Genomic DNA, 16,253 nt, shown 5'->3' on the forward strand with positions numbered 1-16,253 from the left:
AGAATGGTGGTTCCCGAGAACCGGAGCGGAGCGTACTTGAAGTACGTGAGCACCGGAAGCGCAGGGAACCGCCGTTCGCAGACCGGCCTCACCTCAATATCAGCCTAGCTTGTCCAGCAGCGGCTTCAGCCGGTCCCCATAACGCTTCCACAAATCGACCGAGCCCTGATACATCGGCTGGCGCACCTGCGCGGCCGATGCGGTGCGCACCGGCCGGTCCGTCTCGTGGAACGACAGCACCTTGTCGTCCCAGGGCAGGCCGAGATAAGCCATCAGCGCCCGCGTCTGCCCCTCCTGGTCGGCGACGAAATCCTCATAGCGCACATCGTGCACGACGCCCGGCAGCACCTTGTGCCAATGCGCCATGATGTCGGTATAGAGGTTATGGAAATCGGCGAGCTCGCCGAGGTCGTAGCCATAGCGGTGGCTGTCGCCGCGGAAATGCACCTTGAAGATCGACAGGCACGTCGCCGCCGCATCGCGCGCGCAATGGACGATCTTGGCCTTGGGCAGCATCATGTGCAGGAAGCCGACCAGAAGGAAGTTGCCCGGCATCTTGTCGGTGACATGGCGGTAGCCCGGATAGCGGGTGTGCAGCATGTCGAGATAGGCCTGGCCCGCCTCGGCAAATGCCTTATCGGGCATGTCGGAGATACCGGCGGGGAAGCCGCCCGGCATGCTCATCGGAAACTGTTTGCCGACGACCGTCTTCAGGATATTCAACTCGCCGGCGCCAAGGACCTGTGGATGGCTGGCGATAATCTGCTCGACCAGCGTGGTGCCGGAGCGCGGCATGCCGACGACGAAGATCGGCGTGTCGTCGGAAATGCCGCTTGGCCTGTGCTTCTCGAAGAAGGCCGCGTCGAAGGTCGCCTTCATCGCCTCGAACTCGCCGCGCGTGCGAACGGGATCGTAGACGATCGCCTTGCGGCGGATGGCATTGCCCTCGGCGAAATAGTCGAAGGCGCGGCCATAATCCTTCAGGTCGTCATTGACCTTGCCCAAGCCGAAGGAGAGCTGCATGCGCGCGAGGCTGCCCTGCGGCGCCTTGGCGTGCTCGGCTTCCATGCCGGCAATCTCCTTGTCGCGCTCGGTCTGGCGTTTGACCTGCGTGAGCAGCAGCCAGGCCTTGGCCATGTTCGGGGCGATCGCCAGCGCCTGGCGGGCGAGATCGGCCGCCTCGTCGAGCTTGCCCTTCTCCATCATCGCGACGCCCAGCCCGTAGAGGAGCTCGGCGTCCTTCGGCCGGATCGACAGCGCCTCGCGGAACAGCTTGATTGCCTCGTCCAGCCGTCCGGCCTCCTGCAGCGTCTCGGCAAGGCCGATGCGCGCACGGACATGGAACGGGTTGCGACCGATCGTGCCGCGATAGATCTCCTCTGCAGCGTCGAACTGGCCGAGCTGCGTGAGCGACGAACCGAGATTGTCGCGCGCGGCCAGCTGGTCGGGCCGGATATCCACCGCGCCGCGGAAGAAATCGATCGCGGCGGCGACGCGCCCGAGGTCACGCATGACCGTGCCCATATTGTTGAGGAAGTCGGCATTCTCGGGCTGCAAGGTCACCGACTGCTCGAGGAGATCGAGCCCCTCCTCGCTCCTGCCGGTCTGGTGCATCAGCAGCCCGAGGAAATGCAGCGCCGCGGCATGGTTCGGCTGCTGCCCCAGGACCTGCCGGTAGAGCGCCTCGGCCTCCTGGCGGCGGCCGGACTGGTGCAGCTGCAGCGCCTTCTGCACATACGGGTCGAGCGGGCTCGCCGAGCCACCTGGCCTGCCGCCGGCATTTGCCGCTCTTCTGTGATTTCTGTTAATGGGAAACCTGCCCTATTTGTTGGTCCGCCGGACCTACGCCATGCGGGCAAGAGATTCAAGACAAAGCGTCGACGCGCGTCGCGGTCTCCATTGCGCAGATGGGCACCGCCGTCCTTTCAGCAGGGTCCGTCACCGACGATGCGATAGTCCGCCGCGCGCGCCTCGCATGCGTTGGGGAAGGTGCGCATTTGGCCGTGGCGCCTCGCGCAGACGGGAGCGTATTCGCGCGTGCAGAATGTCTGCTCTCCGCCGCCGCCGTCGCGGCAAGGACCGTCGCGCACGATACGGTACCCTTCCCGTTCGGCCAGGCAGGCATTGGCGAAGGTCTGGCGATCGCCGCCGCGCCGGGCGCAGACCGGTTGGTACTGCATGGTGCAGAGCTGCGGATGCGGCCTGGGCGGCCGCGGCCGGGCCCCATCGTCGACGACCACCGTGCAGGCCGCCAGCAGCGCGGACAGGATGAAAGTGATGACGCCCTGACGTGCGGCCGCAAGAAATCGCACATGTCCCTCCTCCGCCCCGGCGCGTGATGCCGGCTCGCGGCATCCTCGCATGCTGCGCGGCAAACGCAACCACTGTTTGTGGAGGCGCGAGACCCGCGGTCACCACCCTCGTTCTGGCCTATGCTTGGCCAGTCTCTGGCCGATGACCGGTGATGGAGCCGGGTCTATCGAGGCCCCAGCGTTGGACGCGCCGCGGGCCGCCCGCGACCGTCGTCTTGCAACTATCACGTTTCCGTGTAATAAAAATCACGTTCGGGCATTTGCGACCCGGAGAGCGGCACGTTTTGGACGACCTTTCCCCGACAAGTGTGAATCTCTGACAACCCCGTTTTTCGGCGGGGGGTTCGACCATGCGCAAATGCATGACCGCCGAAGCAACCACCGGGATTTGCCCAGGCGCGAGGCAGCGGGCAAACCACAAGACTGACACGGGTGAAGGAGTTTTCCCCAATGGCCCAGACCGGTACCGTAAAGTTCTTCAATGCCACCAAAGGCTTCGGCTTCATCACGCCGGATGGCGGCGCCAAGGACGTGTTCGTCCACATCTCCGCGATCGAGGCTTCCGGCCTGCGCACGTTGGTCGACGGCCAGAAGGTCACCTTCGACGTCGAGCCCGACCGCATGGGCAAAGGCCCGAAGGCGGTCAACCTGCGCGCCGCCTGATCGTCAAGCGCCTGTCCTTGCGGATGCAGTGGTGCGGCGGGATCATAAATCGGCTTGCGGGCAGGCCCGAAATTGCGAAGGCGCGACGGAACCGTCGCGCCTTTTTTGCACCCAAATGCTTGGGTCGGCAGGCGAAAACTTTCTCTTGCCGATAACGCTAAAATAAAGGACAAATTTCCTCTCGGGCAGTTTGCCGGCCCGAGACTTGACTTGATGGGATCAAAGGAGTTTCCCATGCCGCAGACCGGCACCGTCAAATTCTTCAACCATGCCAAGGGCTTCGGCTTCATCACGCCCGATGATGGCGCGAAGGATGTCTTCGTCCACATTTCGGCCGTGCAGGCGTCGGGCCTTCCCGGTCTTGAGGATGGGCAGAAAGTGACATTCGACACCGAGCCGGACAAGCGCGGCAAGGGTCCGAAGGCCGTCAATCTGTCGATCGGCTGACCGGCCCACGACGGATCCGACGGAGGCTATATGAGGCGGGGCCGCCCCCGCCCAGAACGGGTTGTGCCCAAGCCTCGAAATCGCCAGGCCACGAAAAATCGTTTGCGCGGACTTTCGTTCAGCCTCCGTTCAGCCACGGTCTTCTATTAACCTTTGCTAAAGCCGGTCTGTATCCCCTGAAAAATGCGCAGGCCGGCCCGAAGGAGACCGAAAATGAACCGTTTTCTCAAGACCGCCATCCTCAGCGTTGGCATTGCCGCGACCACATTGGCCACCTTCTCGGCGGCCAATGCCGACGACTGGCGCTGGCACCATCATCGCCATCATAACGGCGACGCCCTCGCCGCCGGCGTTGTCGGCCTTGCGGCCGGCGCTCTGATTGGCAGCGCGCTCAGCAACCCTGGCCCGCGCTATTACGAACCGGCCTATGGTGACGACTACTATGTCGACCGGCCGGTGCGTCGCTACTACGTGCAGCCCCGCGTCGTCTATGCCGACCGCTATGCCGAGCCGTGGACCCGGGCCTGGTACGAGTATTGCTCGGATCGCTACCGCACCTTCAATTCACGCACCGGCACCTTCACCGGCAGCGATGGCGATCAGCATTTCTGCGTCGCCAACTAACCAGACCCAAGCTTCCCTGCCCAAAAAAGCGCCGCCTCCAGCGGCGCTTTTCTTTGCATGCGGATCAGGTGAGAAAGGGGTTGGTCCGCCGCTCGTCGCCGAAACGGCTGCCTGGCCCGTGGCCGCAGATGAAACCGATGTCGTCGCCAAGCGGCAGGAGCTTGTCCTTGATCGAGGCGATCAGCGCGGCGTGGTCGCCGCCGGGCAGATCGGTGCGCCCGATCGAGCCGCGAAACAGCACGTCGCCGACATGCGCGAATTTGGCCGCGCGGTTGTAGTAGATGACATGGCCCGGCGCATGCCCCGGGCAATGCAGCACCTCGAAATGATGATTGCCGAACGACACCGTCTCGCCTTCGGTCAGAAAACGGTCGGGCAGGCAATTGCGCACCGGATCGGTGAGCCCGAAACGCTTGGCCTGGCTCTCGAGATTGGCAAGCAGCGGCTTGTCGGCCTCGTGCGGGCCGATAATCTCGATGCCCAGCGCGTCCTTCAGTTCCATCGCGCCGCCGGCGTGGTCGATATGACCATGTGTGATCCAGATTGCGCCGGCGGTGATGCCATTGTCCTTCAGCACCGAGAGTATCTTGTCGACATCGCCTCCGGGATCGACGACGACGCCCGTCTTGTCGTCCATATCGAACAATATGGTGCAGTTCTGCTGGAATGGCGTGACCGGCACGATACCGGCATTGAGCTGACCCATAACGTTCCTTTCCAAGTTTCGCACTGATGTAGACAGGTGTGCTAAGCGCGTCCACTGCCCCGGACAAATATCCTGGAAACGAAAATGGGCGGCCGAAGCCGCCCATTTGGAAGCTCGAAGCGAAAGGCCTCACTTCTTCATCGCGTTCATGACCGCGCCGACGATGCCGGTCAGGATGGCACCGCCGCCCACGCCGCCGAGAAGGTTCTTCAGGTCGAGCGCACTGCCGATTCCACCCGCAGCTGCCGCCGCGTCGACTCCACCGCCACCGAGCAGACTGCCAAGGATGGCGGCACCGCCGACGCCGCCGATGGCGCCGCTAAGGATTTTGGTAAGCTGGCCCATCGCCGCCTGCTTCAGCGCCGCGCCAACCGCCTGGCCACCGATAACGCCGGCAATTACCTGTACAACGATCTGAATAATCGTGTTGCTGTCCATGTAACTAGTCCCTCCATAGCCGCCTGCCTCCAAGGGCCGACACCATCATGAGACGCCGAACCGTTCGAAAGTCAAATGCGTGAAAGCTTAAATAAAAAGGGCGGCCCGAAAACCGCCCCTATTGCACAAAAAAAGCTGTGACTATCGCTATTCTGCGGCAATCGCATGCTTTGGCTGCACCGCAGCCGAATAGTCATTCATCAACGTCTTGGCGATCTCGCCGACCTCGAATCGGTACGGACCGATCTCCGAAACCGGCGTGACCTCGGCCGCCGTCCCGGTGAGGAAGCACTGCTCGAAACCTTCGAGTTCCTCAGGCATGATGGCGCGCTCGACCAGTTCGAAACCGCGGTCCTTCGCCAGGCCGATCACCGTGCGGCGGGTTATGCCGTCGAGGAAGCAGTCGGGCGTCGGCGTATGGATCTTGCCGTCCTTGACGAAGAAGATGTTGGCGCCTGTGGCTTCCGCCACCTGGCCACGCCAATCGAGCATCATGGCGTCGGCATAGCCCTTGGCCTCGGCGGCATGCTTGGACAGCGTGCAGATCATATAGAGGCCGGCGGCCTTCGACTTTGACGGCGCGGTGCGCGGATCGGGCCGGCGCCACTCGGCGATATCGAGGCGGATGCCCTTGAGCTTCTGCGCGGGGTCGAAATAGCTCGGCCACTGCCAGATGGCGATGGCGCAGTTGATGCGGTTGTTCTGCGCCGAGACGCCCATCTGCTCGCTGCCGCGCCAGGCGATCGGACGCACATAGGCGTCCTGGAAACCTTGCTTCTTCAGAAGCGTACGGCAGGCCTCGTCGATCTCGGCGACCGGATAGGGGATCTTAAAGCCGAGCAGGCGCGCCGATTCATGCAGGCGCTCATTATGCTCGGTCAGCTTGAAGATCTGGCCGCCATAGGCGCGCTCGCCTTCAAAGACGGCGCTGGCATAGTGCAGGCCATGGGTCAGCACGTGGATCTTGGCGTCGGCCCATTTGACGAACTCGCCGTTCATCCAGATGAAGCCGTCCAATTGATCGAAGGGAACGGATGCCATGGAAACCTCCCGCGGGCGGGCGCCCGCAAATCGTTGTGTCTTAAAGCCTTTCATATCGGCTCCGTCACGGGATCCGAAACGCCGGCCAATGCTTGAAAGCGTAGGTGGATATTCAATTCGTGGCAAACTCAGGAAGTTCCGGAAAAACGGCTTCCGCTTGCCTTTTCGTTCGCAATCCGCCGAAAAGCTTGTCAAAAATTATCAGTGCCTGGAAATTACGTCAATAGTACTGACATAATTCCCGCCTTGCATGGAGAAATGATGACGGATCAAAGCCCCGCAGCCGGAAAACCGATCAGGACGGCGATTGCCGACGAGGACGGCATCGACTTCGCCATCATCGAACTATTTTTCTTCGCCTATCGCGATTTCACCTCCGATCCGGACCAGATCCTCGCAGAATACGGCTTCGGCCGCGCCCATCATCGCGTGCTGCACTTCGTCAACCGCAGGCCCGGGCTCACCGTCGCCGAATTGCTTGATGTGCTGAAGATCACCAAGCAGAGCCTGGCGCGGGTCTTGAAACAGTTGATCGATACCGACCATATCGTCCAGGTGCAGGGTCCGCGCGACCGCCGGCAGCGCGAACTCTACCCGACCGCCAAGGGTCGCGCGCTGGCCTTGGCGTTGGCGCGGCCACAGTCGCGCCGCATCCGTGCGGCATTGGAGGACTCCGGAGCGACCGAACGCGCCACGATCGAGCGATTCCTGGAAGCGATGGTCAATCCGGAACTAAGAGCGCAGATCGACATTGTGCCTGCGCAAACATCGGGGAAAAACCATGGAGACCATTGAGAAGGTTGATCATCCGGCCGCGCCCGACGATGACGCGCCGCACCTCTTGGTTGTCGATGACGACACGCGTATCCGCAACCTGCTCAAGCAGTATCTGTCCGAGAACGGTTTTCGCGTCACCGTCGCCGGCAATTCCGGCGAGGCCAGACGCAAGCTTGCCGGCCTCGACTTCGACCTTCTGGTGCTCGACGTCATGATGCCGGGCGAGACCGGGGTCGACCTCACCAAGGCGCTGCGGGCCGAGAAGAACGTGCCGATCCTGATGCTGACCGCGCTGTCGGAGACCGACAGCCGCATCACCGGACTGGAGGCCGGCGCCGATGATTACCTGCCGAAGCCATTCGATCCGCGAGAGCTCATCCTGCGCATCAACAACATCCTGCGCCGCGGCGGCCCGGCGGCGACGCCGAAGGTCGAACAGCTGGTGTTCGGACCCTACACGTTCCAGATCGCCAAGCGCGAATTGAAGCGCGGCGGCGAGGCGCTTAAACTGACCGACCGCGAGCAGGAGATCCTCGCGATCTTCGCCGCGCGGGCGGGCGAGACCATACCCCGCCATGAACTGGTTGGCGACGAATCGGATGTCGGCGAGCGCACCATCGACGTGCAGATCAACCGGCTGCGCCGCAAGATCGAGCGCGACCCGTCCAATCCGGTGTGGTTGCAGACCGTGCGCGGTATTGGGTATCGGCTCAGCGTCGAATAAGTTACCGTGGAAGGCCCTTTGCTGAACGGCCATCGACGAGCGGAAGGGCGAATGGCGACCACGCAACTGGACAAGCCGAAGGGAGGCGGCCTCGGCGATTTCGCATCGCGGACGCTGAGGGCGATGCCGCGCGCCTGGAACCGGTTCTGGCGTCTGGTCGCGCTCTATATGCCGAAGCGGCTCTATGCCCGCTCGCTGATCATCGTCATCGCGCCGATGATCCTTTTGCAGTCGGTGGTGGCCTTCGTCTTCATGGAACGCCACTGGCAGACCGTCACCCAGCGCCTGTCGCAGGCGACGATCTCGGACATAGCGGCCGTCATCGACATGATGGAGACCTATCCGCACGACGCCGACTACGCCAACATCATCCGCATCGCCCAGGATCGCATGCAGCTGAAGGTCGACCTTTTGCCGCCCGATCCACTGCCGCCGCCCGGGCCAAAGCCGTTCTTCTCGATCCTCGACGAGGCGCTGTCGTCCGAGATCACCAGGCAGATCAACCGTCCATTCTGGATCGACACGGTCGGCAACTCCAACGTCGTCGAGGTTCGCGTCCAGCTGGAAGGCAAGGTGCTGCGTGTCTTCGTACGGCGCAGCCAGGCCTATGCCTCGAACACTCATATCTTCCTGATCTGGATGGTCGGCACCTCGCTGGTGCTGTTGATGATCGCCATTCCGTTCCTGCGCAATCAGATCAGGCCGATCCTCACGCTCGCCGAGGCCGCCGAGAGTTTCGGCAAGGGCCGGCCGATGCCGCGCGATTTCCGCCCGCGCGGCGCGGAGGAGGTCCGCCGCGCCGGCTTCGCCTTCATCCAGATGCGTGAGCGCATCGAGCGCCAGATCGAGCAGCGCACCGCCATGCTGACCGGCGTCAGCCACGATCTCAGGACCATCCTCACCCGATTCAAGCTGCAATTGGCGTTGGCCGGCGGCAAGTCCGAGACCAAGGCAGCGCTCAACCAGGACATCGATGACATGCAGTCGATGCTGGAGGGCTATCTCTCCTTCGCCCGCGGCGAGGCGGCGGAGGATACCGGCCGTTTCGACCTCAACGCCTATTTCCAGAAGCTCGGCGAGGAAGCGCAATTGCGCGGCTGCAAACTCACGACGACGCTGACCGGCGATCCGGCCGTGCATGTGCGGCCGAACGCTTTCACCCGGCTGCTGTCGAACGTCATCGGTAATGCTTTTCGCTATGCCAAAACCGTCGAGGTCCATGCCAACCATGGCCGTGGCTCGCTCATCGTCACCATCGACGACGACGGGCCGGGCATCGCTCCCGACAAGCGCGAAGAGGTGTTCAAGCCTTTCCTGCGCCTCGACGAGGCGCGCAACCTGGATGCCAGCGGCACCGGACTTGGCCTGTCGATCGCCCGCGACATCGCCCGCAGCCATGGCGGCGACATCAGCCTCGAGGACAGCCCGCTCGGCGGCTTGCGCGCCGTCATCAAGGTTCCCGCGTAGCCAGAGCATGATCCCGAACCGACCTCCGGTTCGGATAAGTTCATGCTCAATCAAAAACAGCTTCATCCGCCCGTCATGAAATCATGATCAAGAGCGCGCATGAAGCGCGCGACCTTCGTTGATTCGGCCCCGACGCCCCGCTTCGATCCGGTGCCCGCCCGGGTGCGCTGGAGCGAGGCGCGGGCTGCTGCCTGGTTGCCGTTCCGGCACGGCGCCGGCGCGCTCAGGACTTACCGCAGCGAAGGACCGTCAGGCGCATCGGGATCGCCATGCGTATCGGGATCGCCATGCGTATCCTGATGGTCACCGACGCATGGCGACCGCAGGTCAACGGCGTGGTGCACACGCTGGAACGCCTGACCGAGGCGCTCAAGCCCTTCGACGTCGATCTCGATTTCCTGACCCCGAACCTCTTTCGCACTTTGCCGATGCCGACCTATCCCGACATCCGGCTCGCCCTGACGACGCCGGGCCATGTCGCGCGCCTGATCGAGGCCGCCAAGGCCGACCACATCCACATCGTCACCGAGGGTCCGCTCGGTATCATGGCACGCCGCCATTGCCGAAAGGTGGGCCGCCCCTTCACCACCAGCTATCACACGCGCTTTCCCGAGTATCTCAGTGCCCGCCTGCCGGTGCCGGAGAGCTGGGCCTATAACTGGCTGCGCGATTTCCACAATTCCGGACAGGGCACGCTTGTCGCCACCCAATCTCTGGCGGACGATCTCGCGGCGCGCGGCTTCAACAAGCTGAGGCCCTGGACGCGCGGCGTCGACACCGACCACTTCCGGCCCGACAAGCGCAAGGAAACCAGGTTCCCCCGCCCGGTTTTCCTGTGCGTCGGCCGCGTCGCGATCGAAAAGAACCTGACCGCCTTCCTCGACCTCGACCTGCCGGGCAGCAAGGTTATCGTCGGCGAAGGGCCGGAACTGGCAAAGCTCAAGGCGCGCTATCCCGACGCGCATTTCCTCGGCCACCGACCGAACGACGAGTTGGCCGAGATCTACGCGTCGGCCGATGTCTTCGTCTTCCCGAGCCGCACCGACACCTTCGGCAACGTTATCATCGAGGCGCTGGCCAGCGGAACGCCCGTCGCCGCCTATCCGGTGACCGGACCGATCGACATTGTCGGCGACGGTGTCGGCGGAGCGGTGTCGAACGATCTGGGCGAGGCGGCGCTGAAGGCGCTTCACGTCGATCGCGCGGAAGCGCGCCAGCGCGCCATGCGCTACAGTTGGCAGGCCTGCGCCGAAATGTTCCTCGACGCGGTGGAGGAAGCGCTGGGCATGCCGCGCAAATTGGCAGCTTGATAATGCGGCGATTGGGATGCGCCGAGATTCAGATCAGGCCGAGCTGAGAATGGTGGGCTCCGAGAACCGGAGAGGAGCGTACTTGAAGTACGTGAGCACCGGAAGCGCAGGAGACCGCCATTCGCAAGCGGGCCTCACCTGAATCTCGGCGCATGCTAGAATAGGCGCCCGCCGTCTGGCACCTTGCGCTCTATGGCGCCGAGCACCACGGCGCCCTCTTCGTCCGGAAAGCCGAGCGTCAGCACTTCCGACATGAAAGGACCGATCTGTCGCGGTGGGAAATTGACCACCGCGAAGACCTGGCGGCCGATCAGCGTCTCCGGCGCATAATATTTGGTGATCTGCGCCGACGACTTCTTCACGCCGATCGCCGGACCGAAATCGATCTTCAGCTTGATCGCCGGCTTGCGCGCCTCCGGAAACGGCTCGGCTTCGACGATCGTACCGGCACGGATGTCGACACGGTCGAAATCGGCAAAGCTGATCTCGGGCTTGCGCTCGCTGCTGGAACTCATCGGTTTGGTTCAGGCGTTACCGTGGGTCTCGAAGAGCACGCTGGAGAGCGCGTCCTTGGCCGATGTACCCGACCAGACAACGAACTGGAAGGCCTGGAAATAGCATTCGCAGGCCTCGAGCGCCGAAGACAGCAGCACCTCGACCTGCTGGCTCGACGGCTCGACGCCGCCGGCAAGCAGCAGCGACTGCCTGAACATAATAGCGCCTTCCTGTTCCCACAGATCGAAATGCCCGAACAGCATCTGCTCGTTGATCAGCGACAACAGCCGCATCACTTCCAGCGCGCGTGTTTCCGGCACCTTGATGTCGAAGGCGCAGGCCAGATGCAACGCCTCGAAATCCTCCATCCAGGAAAAGGAGACGTGATAGTCGGTCCAGCTGCCGGCGACCGAAATCGAAATCTCATCGTCGCCGGCGCGTTCGAAAGACCAGTCGTTGTTGTGGGCCACCTGCTCGATGACGTCCACCGGGTGGATTTCGCGGGAGAATTCGAGTTCGAGGAGTTCCATGAATGCTTCCTGTGTTCAGGGGAGCGCCACACGCTCCGCGGGGCACACACGACGAACAATCTTGTCTAGAACTCGGACGGTCAGGACTTTCCAACGCAAAGACCCAACCGGACCCCACCGCCCGGCGCACGACCCTGCTCGAATCATGCAACAAATTCAGTCTATTGATCGGGAGTCGCGTGAACAGCCCAATTTTTCGCGCTGCGTCATCCGCATGTGGAAAGGTGGCTGTGAGGAAGATTCATGCAATGCCGGTAAGCGATTCACGGCAAAGCGATTTTTCGGATCGCGCTATGTGGAAAAGTTTAACGATTATTTTTTTGCGCGGGGCTTCGCAGCACCCGCAGGTGCGGCCTGTCCGGTCAGTTCGGCGAGCTTGGCCTCGAGCGCCTCGAGGCGCGTTGCCAGCTGAATGTTGTCTTCCCGCGCCTTGACCGCCATCTCGCGCACGGCCTCGAACTCCTCGCGCTGCACCACATCCATGGAGTTCAGCATGCGCTCGGCCTGCGCCCGGAACGCGGTCTCCACCTCGCGCCGCACGCCCTGCGCGGCGCCAGCGGCGTCGGTCATGATCTTTGCGAATTCGTCGAGAATGCGGTTCGGTCCGGTCGCCATGGCAGATCCTCGCTTTGTCGTTTTGACGTAGTGGCGCGCGGCGCGGAATGCAAGCGAAGCCTTGCCTTGACCGCGCCAAAAGCCTGCCGCATGGTCCGCGCCCGATCGTGACCGTCACCGGGGACCCCGTTTTGAGCGAATATTTCCTGCTGCCGCTGGCCTCCCTGCCCTTCCCCAACATCGATCCGGTCATCGTGCATGTCGGGCCGCTGGCGGTGCATTGGTACGGCGTCGGCTACATCGTCGGCATCCTTTTTGCCTGGTGGTACGCCAAGCGTCTGGTCACCAACGCCAGTCTCTGGCCGGAGGGCAAGCTGCCGATGAAGCCCGAGGACCTCGACGACTTCATCGTCTGGGCGGCGATCGGCGTCGTGCTCGGCGGACGCACCGGCTACGTGCTTTTCTATGACCTGCCGCGCTATATCGCGCATCCGCTCGACATCTTCGCGGTCTGGCAGGGCGGCATGTCGTTCCATGGCGGCCTGCTCGGCGTGATCCTTGCCATGACGCTGTTTTCGCTCAAGCGCCGCATTCCTACCTGGACATTGTTCGATGTGGTGTCGGCCGGCGTGCCGGTCGGGCTCGGCCTTGTGCGTGTCGCCAACTTCATCAATTCGGAGCTCTGGGGCCGGCCCTCGGACGTGCCCTGGGCAATTGAATTCCCCAATGGCGGCCCGTTCACCCGCCATCCCAGTCAGCTCTACGAGGCCTTGCTCGAAGGCCTCGTGCTCTTCCTGACGCTGCGCTTCCTCACCCATTCGCGGCTGAAACTGAAGACGCCGCGCTTCGTCGGCGGCGCCTTCATCTGCGGCTACGGCCTGTCGCGCATCTTCGTCGAGTTCTTCCGCGAGCCCGACCAGCAGCTCGGCTATCTGCTCGGCACCAGCTGGCTGACCATGGGCATGATCCTGTCCACGCCGATGGTGCTCGCCGGCATCTGGGCCATGGCAACGGCGAAGCCGGCGCCTGAGCCGCGGGCGGCATGACCGGGCTGAAGCAGCGCATCATAGGCCTGATCGGCGCAGCGGGGCCGATCCCGGTCAGCGAATATATGGCGCTCTGCCTGTTCGATCCCGACGCGGGCTATTACACGACGCGCGAGCCCTTCGGCGCCGCCGGCGACTTCATCACCGCGCCCGAGATCAGCCAGATGTTCGGCGAGCTCGTCGCCGTCTGGCTTTACCAGGCCTGGCAGACTGCCGACCGGCCTCTGCCCGCGATCTTCGCCGAGATCGGTCCCGGCCGCGGCACCTTGATGAAGGACATGCTGCGCACCTGGTCGCGGCTCGACCCGGCGCTCGTCGCCGGCGCCTCCTTTGCCATGGTCGAGACCAGCCCGCGCCTGACTGAAATCCAGAAGCAGACCCTCGCCGGCCAGAGTGCGGCGCTTGCCTGGCACCAGACGATCGACACGCTGCCGCGGCAGCCGCTCTTCATCGTCGGCAACGAATTGTTCGACGCGGTGCCGATCCGGCAGTTCGTCTATGTCGGCACGGGCTGGCGCGAGCGCGTTGTCGGCCTCGACGGGGCCGATGAGCTGCATTTCTTCGCTGGCGCGGGGTCAGTCGACCCGGCGCTGCTGCCGGCAGCCGCCGCCGATCCGCCGCAAGGCGCCATCGTCGAAGTGGCGCCTGCCCGTTCGGCGCTGATGTCGCGGATCGCTGAACGCATAGCCACCCGGGGCGGCGCCGGCCTCTTCATCGACTACGGCCATCTGCAACCGGGCATGGGCGACACTTTCCAGGCGCTGCGCCGGCACGAGCGCGAAGACGTTTTGGCCAATCCGGGCGAAGCCGACCTCACCGCCCATGTCGATTTCGCCGCTCTTGCCGAGATAGTGCGCGCGCACGGTCTTGGCGTGCAATTGTCGACCCAGGGCGAATTCCTGCTTGGCATGGGCTTGCTTGAGCGCGCCGGCACGCTCGGCGCCGATGCCGATCCCGAAACACGTCAAGCCATTTTAGACGCGGTCGAACGCCTGGCCGGTCCCGACGCGATGGGCGAGCTGTTCAAGGTCATGAAGGTCCTGCCGGCGGCAGAACCCGCCTGAGATCGGCGAGCGGCCTCGCCGTCTGGTCCGCTTCGTTCTCCGAACTTCGCCTTGACGAACCTGCCTTGCGCGGACGACAAACCCAACCATGCTGAATCAGACCAGACCCGATCCAGTACGCTCGCCGCTGCTTGAAAAGGCTGAAGGCATGCGACACGGCTACTTCACCCGCGTCGGCGGCGTCTCCGACGGCATCTATCGCGGGCTCAACATCGGCACGGGCTCTAGCGACGATCAGACACTGGTCGCCGAGAACCGGCGGCGCGTTGCCGACTGGATGGGCGTGCCGGCGGATCATCTGTTGACCGCGCACCAGATCCATTCGCCGGATGTCATTGTCGCCAGGGAGCCCTTCGCCGGTCCTCGGCCGAAAGCCGACGCCATCGTCACCGACCGTCCCGGCATCGCCGTCGGCGCCTCGACCGCCGATTGCGGCCCGATTCTCTTCGCGGATGCCGGGGCGCGCGTCATCGGCGCCGCACATGCCGGCTGGAAGGGCGCCTTTACCGGCGTGCTCGAAAACACCGTCGCCGCGATGGAAGCCCTCGGCGCCCGCCGCGAGCGCATCGTCGCCGTGCTTGGCCCCTCGATCGGCCCCGACAATTATGAGGTCGGGCCGGAATTCGTCGCCCGATTCGTCGAGGCCGACGTCGGCAATCACCGCTATTTCAGGCCCTCGAAGACGGCCGGCCACTCGATGTTCGATCTCAACCGATATACCGTCGACCGGCTGCGCAAGGCCGGCGTGACCGCCGAGAGCCTTGGCCGCTGCACTTACGCGGAAGAAGAGCTGTTCTATTCCTACCGGCGCACCACACACCGCAAGGAAGCGGATTACGGGCGCCAGGTTTCGGCAATCGTTCTGGAGAAAGAGTAATGGCGCTGCATTTCGAACGTTCGGAATTCGACGCGCGACGCGACCGGCTGCTGATCGAAATGGCCGAGAAGAAGCTCGACGCCGTGTTGCTGTTCGCGCAGGAGAGCATGTACTGGCTGACCGGCTACGACACCTTCGGCTTCTGCTTCTTCCAGTGCCTGGTGGTGAAGGCCGACGGCTCGATGGTGCTGCTCACCCGTTCGGCCGATCTCAGGCAAGCGCGCCATACTTCGACCATCGAAAACATCGTGCTGTGGACCGATCGTCAGGGCGCCAACCCGGCGATCGACCTGCGCAACCTGCTCAACGATCTCGATCTGCTCGGCGCCCGCATCGGCGTCGAATACGACACCCATGGCCTGACCGCCTATAACGGCCGCCGCCTGGACGAGCAGTTGCAGACCTTCGGCCAGATCGCGGATGCCTCCGGCATCGTCGGCCGGCTGCGCTTGTTCAAGAGCCCGGCCGAGATCGCCAAGGCGGAAAAGGCCGCCAATCTCTCCGACGACGCGCTGGATGCGGCGCTGCCGCTGATCAAGCAGGGCGGCGACGAAGGGCTCATTCTCGCAGCCATGCAGGGCGCGGTCTTTGCCGGCGGAGGCGACTATCCCGCCAACGAGTACATCATCGGCTCCGGCGCCGATGCCTTGCTCTGTCGCTACAAGGCCGGCCGCCGCAAGCTGACCAAGAACGACCAGCTGACGCTCGAATGGGCCGGCGTCTTCCACCATTATCATGCTCCGATGATGCGCACTGTTCTGACCGGCAAGGTGTCGAAACGTCACCAGGAATTGTTCGACGCTTCCCGTGCCGCCCTGCTCGCCGTCGAGAAGGCGATGACGCCGGGCAACACCTTCGGCGATGTCTTCGACGCGCATGCGCGCACGCTCGAAGCGCACAATCTGACCAAGCACCGGCTGAACGCCTGCGGCTATTCGGTCGGCGCCCGCTTCACGCCGTCCTGGATGGACATGCCGATGTTCTACCAAGGCAATCCGGAGCCGATCGCGCCCAATATGACGCTGTTCGCGCATATGATCATCATGGACTCGGAGACCGAGACCGCGATGACGCTCGGCCGCACCTACCTCACCACGGAATCGGCGCCGAAGCCGCTGTCGCGCCATGATCTCGACTTGATCGTGCAGTGAATCCATAATGGTTGGTCCACGCGGGG

Annotated in this window: 19 protein-coding genes; 11 read left to right on the forward strand and 8 right to left on the reverse strand. The window is 63.5% G+C overall.

Going from position 1 to position 16,253, the window contains the following annotated elements:
• Window positions 1-99 precede the first annotated feature (99 nt).
• Both ACVMIM_RS29535 and ACVMIM_RS29540 read right to left on the reverse strand, forming a co-directional pair.
• A complete protein-coding gene (locus ACVMIM_RS29535; RefSeq protein ID WP_476116282.1) occupies window positions 100-1,734 on the reverse strand; it encodes a tetratricopeptide repeat-containing sulfotransferase family protein in 1,635 nt (544 codons plus the stop codon).
• Between the two features lie 191 nt (window positions 1,735-1,925).
• Complete coding sequence (locus ACVMIM_RS29540; protein WP_476116284.1) at window positions 1,926-2,312, reverse strand: Kazal-type serine protease inhibitor domain-containing protein; 387 nt, start codon at window positions 2,310-2,312, stop codon at window positions 1,926-1,928.
• Between the two features lie 450 nt (window positions 2,313-2,762).
• Between ACVMIM_RS29540 and ACVMIM_RS29545 the strand changes: the two genes are divergently transcribed.
• From ACVMIM_RS29545 to ACVMIM_RS29555, 3 genes are all read left to right on the forward strand, one after another.
• Window positions 2,763-2,975: a cold-shock protein gene (locus ACVMIM_RS29545; protein WP_006202520.1), complete on the forward strand. Its 213-nt coding sequence runs from the start codon at window positions 2,763-2,765 to the stop codon at window positions 2,973-2,975.
• A 234-nt stretch (window positions 2,976-3,209) separates the two neighbouring features.
• Complete coding sequence (locus ACVMIM_RS29550; protein WP_006202521.1) at window positions 3,210-3,422, forward strand: cold-shock protein; 213 nt, start codon at window positions 3,210-3,212, stop codon at window positions 3,420-3,422.
• Between the two features lie 213 nt (window positions 3,423-3,635).
• Window positions 3,636-4,046, forward strand: a complete 411-nt coding sequence (locus ACVMIM_RS29555; RefSeq protein ID WP_476116290.1) for a BA14K family protein — start codon at window positions 3,636-3,638, stop codon at window positions 4,044-4,046.
• Window positions 4,047-4,110: 64 nt separating this feature from the next.
• On the opposite strand, the gene ACVMIM_RS29560 is transcribed toward ACVMIM_RS29555, so the two are convergent.
• From ACVMIM_RS29560 to ACVMIM_RS29570, 3 genes are all read right to left on the reverse strand, one after another.
• A complete protein-coding gene (locus ACVMIM_RS29560; RefSeq protein WP_476116292.1) occupies window positions 4,111-4,752 on the reverse strand; it encodes an MBL fold metallo-hydrolase in 642 nt (213 codons plus the stop codon).
• Between the two features lie 129 nt (window positions 4,753-4,881).
• Window positions 4,882-5,190: a hypothetical protein gene (locus ACVMIM_RS29565; protein ID WP_040996837.1), complete on the reverse strand. Its 309-nt coding sequence runs from the start codon at window positions 5,188-5,190 to the stop codon at window positions 4,882-4,884.
• Window positions 5,191-5,337: 147 nt separating this feature from the next.
• The gene (locus ACVMIM_RS29570; RefSeq protein WP_476116294.1) at window positions 5,338-6,231 is read right to left on the reverse strand and encodes a branched-chain amino acid aminotransferase; all 894 of its coding nucleotides are present in this window, start codon (window positions 6,229-6,231) and stop codon (window positions 5,338-5,340) included.
• A gap of 261 nt (window positions 6,232-6,492) precedes the next feature.
• On the opposite strand from ACVMIM_RS29570, the gene ACVMIM_RS29575 reads away from it, so the two are divergent.
• The 4 genes from ACVMIM_RS29575 (at window position 6,493) to ACVMIM_RS29590 (ending at window position 10,509) form a co-directional block, all read left to right on the forward strand.
• A complete protein-coding gene (locus tag ACVMIM_RS29575; RefSeq protein ID WP_040997650.1) occupies window positions 6,493-7,026 on the forward strand; it encodes a MarR family winged helix-turn-helix transcriptional regulator in 534 nt (177 codons plus the stop codon).
• A complete protein-coding gene (locus tag ACVMIM_RS29580) occupies window positions 7,013-7,732 on the forward strand; it encodes a response regulator (protein WP_040989639.1) in 720 nt (239 codons plus the stop codon). The genes ACVMIM_RS29575 and ACVMIM_RS29580 overlap by 14 nt, the downstream gene beginning before the upstream one ends.
• A gap of 51 nt (window positions 7,733-7,783) precedes the next feature.
• Window positions 7,784-9,199, forward strand: coding sequence for an ATP-binding protein (locus ACVMIM_RS29585; RefSeq protein WP_476116296.1), 1,416 nt, complete (start codon window positions 7,784-7,786; stop codon window positions 9,197-9,199).
• Window positions 9,200-9,486: 287 nt separating this feature from the next.
• A complete protein-coding gene (locus ACVMIM_RS29590; protein ID WP_476117414.1) occupies window positions 9,487-10,509 on the forward strand; it encodes a glycosyltransferase family 4 protein in 1,023 nt (340 codons plus the stop codon).
• Between the two features lie 155 nt (window positions 10,510-10,664).
• Here ACVMIM_RS29590 and ACVMIM_RS29595 read toward each other — a convergent pair whose 3' ends face one another.
• From ACVMIM_RS29595 to ACVMIM_RS29605, 3 genes are all read right to left on the reverse strand, one after another.
• Window positions 10,665-11,024 carry a tRNA-binding protein gene (locus ACVMIM_RS29595; RefSeq protein WP_127251739.1) on the reverse strand — a complete coding sequence of 120 codons (360 nt, stop codon included), beginning with the start codon at window positions 11,022-11,024 and terminating at the stop codon, window positions 10,665-10,667.
• A 9-nt stretch (window positions 11,025-11,033) separates the two neighbouring features.
• A complete protein-coding gene (locus tag ACVMIM_RS29600; RefSeq protein WP_040989643.1) occupies window positions 11,034-11,534 on the reverse strand; it encodes a type III secretion system chaperone family protein in 501 nt (166 codons plus the stop codon).
• A gap of 312 nt (window positions 11,535-11,846) precedes the next feature.
• A complete protein-coding gene (locus tag ACVMIM_RS29605; RefSeq protein WP_040996844.1) occupies window positions 11,847-12,149 on the reverse strand; it encodes an accessory factor UbiK family protein in 303 nt (100 codons plus the stop codon).
• A 131-nt stretch (window positions 12,150-12,280) separates the two neighbouring features.
• Here ACVMIM_RS29605 and lgt point away from each other — a divergent pair, with 131 nt between their 5' ends.
• The 4 genes from lgt to ACVMIM_RS29625 all read left to right on the forward strand — a co-directional run bounded on the left by lgt (window position 12,281) and on the right by ACVMIM_RS29625 (window position 16,227).
• The gene (lgt, locus tag ACVMIM_RS29610) at window positions 12,281-13,135 is read left to right on the forward strand and encodes a prolipoprotein diacylglyceryl transferase (RefSeq protein ID WP_476116300.1); all 855 of its coding nucleotides are present in this window, start codon (window positions 12,281-12,283) and stop codon (window positions 13,133-13,135) included.
• Window positions 13,132-14,199 (forward strand): class I SAM-dependent methyltransferase, encoded by a 1,068-nt coding sequence (locus ACVMIM_RS29615; RefSeq protein WP_476116302.1) that lies wholly within the window; start codon window positions 13,132-13,134, stop codon window positions 14,197-14,199. Before lgt ends, ACVMIM_RS29615 begins: the two co-directional genes overlap by 4 nt.
• Window positions 14,200-14,287: 88 nt before the next feature.
• A complete protein-coding gene (gene pgeF / locus ACVMIM_RS29620) occupies window positions 14,288-15,076 on the forward strand; it encodes a peptidoglycan editing factor PgeF (RefSeq protein WP_476116304.1) in 789 nt (262 codons plus the stop codon).
• Entirely contained in the window at window positions 15,076-16,227 is a 1,152-nt protein-coding gene (locus ACVMIM_RS29625) for a M24 family metallopeptidase (RefSeq protein WP_040989654.1), read from the forward strand. Before pgeF ends, ACVMIM_RS29625 begins: the two co-directional genes overlap by 1 nt.
• Window positions 16,228-16,253 lie beyond the last annotated feature (26 nt).

The sequence above is a fragment of the Mesorhizobium sp. USDA 4413 genome (assembly GCF_056280365.1).